Annotated in this window: 2 protein-coding genes; both read right to left on the reverse strand. The window is 59.7% G+C overall.

Going from position 1 to position 2,311, the window contains the following annotated elements:
- Positions 1-248 precede the first annotated feature (248 nt).
- Positions 249-1,124 carry an ABC transporter permease gene (locus Q0R23_RS02650; RefSeq protein ID WP_293910086.1) on the reverse strand — a complete coding sequence of 292 codons (876 nt, stop codon included), beginning with the start codon at positions 1,122-1,124 and terminating at the stop codon, positions 249-251.
- A gap of 64 nt (positions 1,125-1,188) precedes the next feature.
- Positions 1,189-2,199 (reverse strand): ABC transporter permease, encoded by a 1,011-nt coding sequence (locus Q0R23_RS02655; RefSeq protein ID WP_293910088.1) that lies wholly within the window; start codon positions 2,197-2,199, stop codon positions 1,189-1,191.
- Positions 2,200-2,311: the final 112 nt, after the last annotated feature.

Consider the following 2,311-nt stretch of genomic DNA (forward strand, 5'->3'; position numbering starts at 1 on the left):
CAGTGAGCCGGGCGGCAGTCGGCTGGCTGGCAGTCGGCTGGCTGGCAGTCGGCTGGGAGAGGGCTGGATTGGTCAGGCCCAGGGCCAGTGCGAGCAGCAGCAGACGTGTCATGGTGCTCTGTATTGTGCGCCGTCCAGGTCCGGGTTTGATGTGCGATTAATACCGTCTGGTGCAAGAAAAAGCCCCCCTCTAATGGGGGGATTGGTGACACTTTCCGGCGCGTGGGTCGGAGCGGATACCGTGCAGGTCAGCGGCTGCGCGGATCGATGGCGTCGCGCAGGGAGTCGCCGACCAGATTCCAGGCCAGGCTGAACAAAATCAGCGCCACGCCGGGATAGATGTAGGTAAACCAGTACTGCGGCTCGTTGATCCAGGTTTTGCTCAGCAGCATCAATTGGCCCCAGTCGGGAAAACCGGTCGGGGCGCCCACGCCCAAGAAACTCAGTGCTGCGAAGGCCACCACGATGGAGCCCATATCGCTGCTGACCACTACCAGCAAGCTACTTAAGCTGTTGGGCAGCACATGGCCCAGCACCACACGTGGGTCTCCGGCGCCCAGGGCACGCGCACCCTCGACGTATTCCAGCCGCTTGACCTTGAGGATCTCCGAGCGGATCAGCCGGGCGTAGGTGCCCCAGCTCACCGCCGCGAAGGCCAGAATCAGCACGATCAGCTCACGCCCGAAGATAACCGCCAGTACGATCAGCAGCAAGATCACCGGAAAGGCGAAGACGATATCGGTAAAGCGCATCATCAGGGCGTCGAGCCAGCCGCCGTAGTACCCGGCCAGCGTGCCCACCACCAGACCCACCACCAGGCTGATCAGCACAATCGAAATCGAGACGACAAAGGCGGTCCGGGCGCCCCAGATGACCCCGAACTTGATGTCGTAACCGTTTTCCGACAGCCCCAGCGGATGCGCGGTACTGGGTAGGGTCGGCTGAGATGAGTAGCCGTCGCTGGCCATGCGTTTGGGAATACTCAAGACGCTAGGCACGTTGCCCTGGTCGGCAGGCATCGGTGCGATCAGCGGGGCTAGCAGGGCGACCAGGGCAAACAAGATCACCAGCAACAGACCGAAGACGCCCAGCGGGTTGCGGGCAAATTTACGCCAGATTTTCACGAGTTGCTCCAGAACTGTTGACCTGACACCGGTAGAACTTCATACACAGACCGAACCTGACACATCAGTCGAACCTCACGCGTGGATCGACCAGGCCGTAGATGACGTCTACCAGAGTGTTGGCCACGATGGTGATGGTAGCGATGACCAGGGTGTAGCCGATGACGCCGTTGACATCGAGCAGTTGTGCCGCCTTCGCCGACCAATAACCGACCCCTGGATAGTTGAAGACCGTTTCAGTGATGGTCGCGCCGCCCAGCAAGGTAAAAAACAAAATGCCCGCCAGTGTGATGACTGGCAGCAGCACGTTGCGCAGGGCGTGCTTGTTGATGACTTTGCGCTCCGATAAGCCCTTGGAACGGGCTGTCCGGACATAATCTTGCTGAAGTTGCTCGATCATGTTCGAACGGGTCACGCGCACGAGCTGGGCGCTGCTGATCAGCGTGAGTACGAAAGCGGGCATGATCATGTGCCGCAGCAGATCGAGCACCACTGGCCAATCTCCTTTGAATACCGAGCGGGTCAGCAAAAAGCCGTCCACGCTGTCGAGCTGCAAGCTGTATGAATCGCTAATGCGCCCCGGCGGAAACAGTTGCAAGTTGCCGTAAAAGTAGGCCAGCAGAAAAATGCCCAGCACGAAACTCGGCAGCGCCGAGCCCACGATGGCGACGACGCGGGCAACCTGGTCGGGCCAGCGGTTGCGGTTGGCTCCGGCAAAAATGCCCAGCACCACCCCAAAGAGCACGATCGGAATGATCGACACCAAAATCAGTTCGATGGTGGCCGGAAAATACTGCCCGATGGCCGAAAGCACCGGATCGCGGGCGCTGGTGGAGTAGCCCAGGTCACCGCGAACGACCTTTCCAGCCCAGCGCCCGAATTGCAGCAGCGGGCTTTGATCTAGCCCATACAGCTTGACGATTTCAGGCAACTGGTTAAGTTGCTTTTCGTTGGTGATATAGGCCACGGCGCGGATTTCCGGCTTGAGCGCCTGGGTCAGCGCAAACACCAGCAGGGCCGCGCCCAGCAGCGTAATCGGCAGTTGCAGCAGTCGCCGCGCGATGAAAGTAAGCATAGCCCCCTTAAGAACACCAAAGAAAAGAATGTACAGCGAGCGAACACGCCAGCAAGTGAGCTGATCGGAACCCCGTTCAAAATCGGGACAGTCAAGCCGAGCAGGAAGGATA

It is taken from the genome of Deinococcus sp., from assembly GCF_025362455.1.
Taxonomy (GTDB): Bacteria; Deinococcota; Deinococci; order Deinococcales; family Deinococcaceae; genus Deinococcus.

Bases quoted from the DNA above. Each gene is read 5' to 3' on its own strand.
- Q0R23_RS02655 (WP_293910088.1), bottom strand. From the start codon at position 2,199: ATGCTTACTTTCATCGCGCGGCGACTGCTGCAACTGCCGATTACGCTG.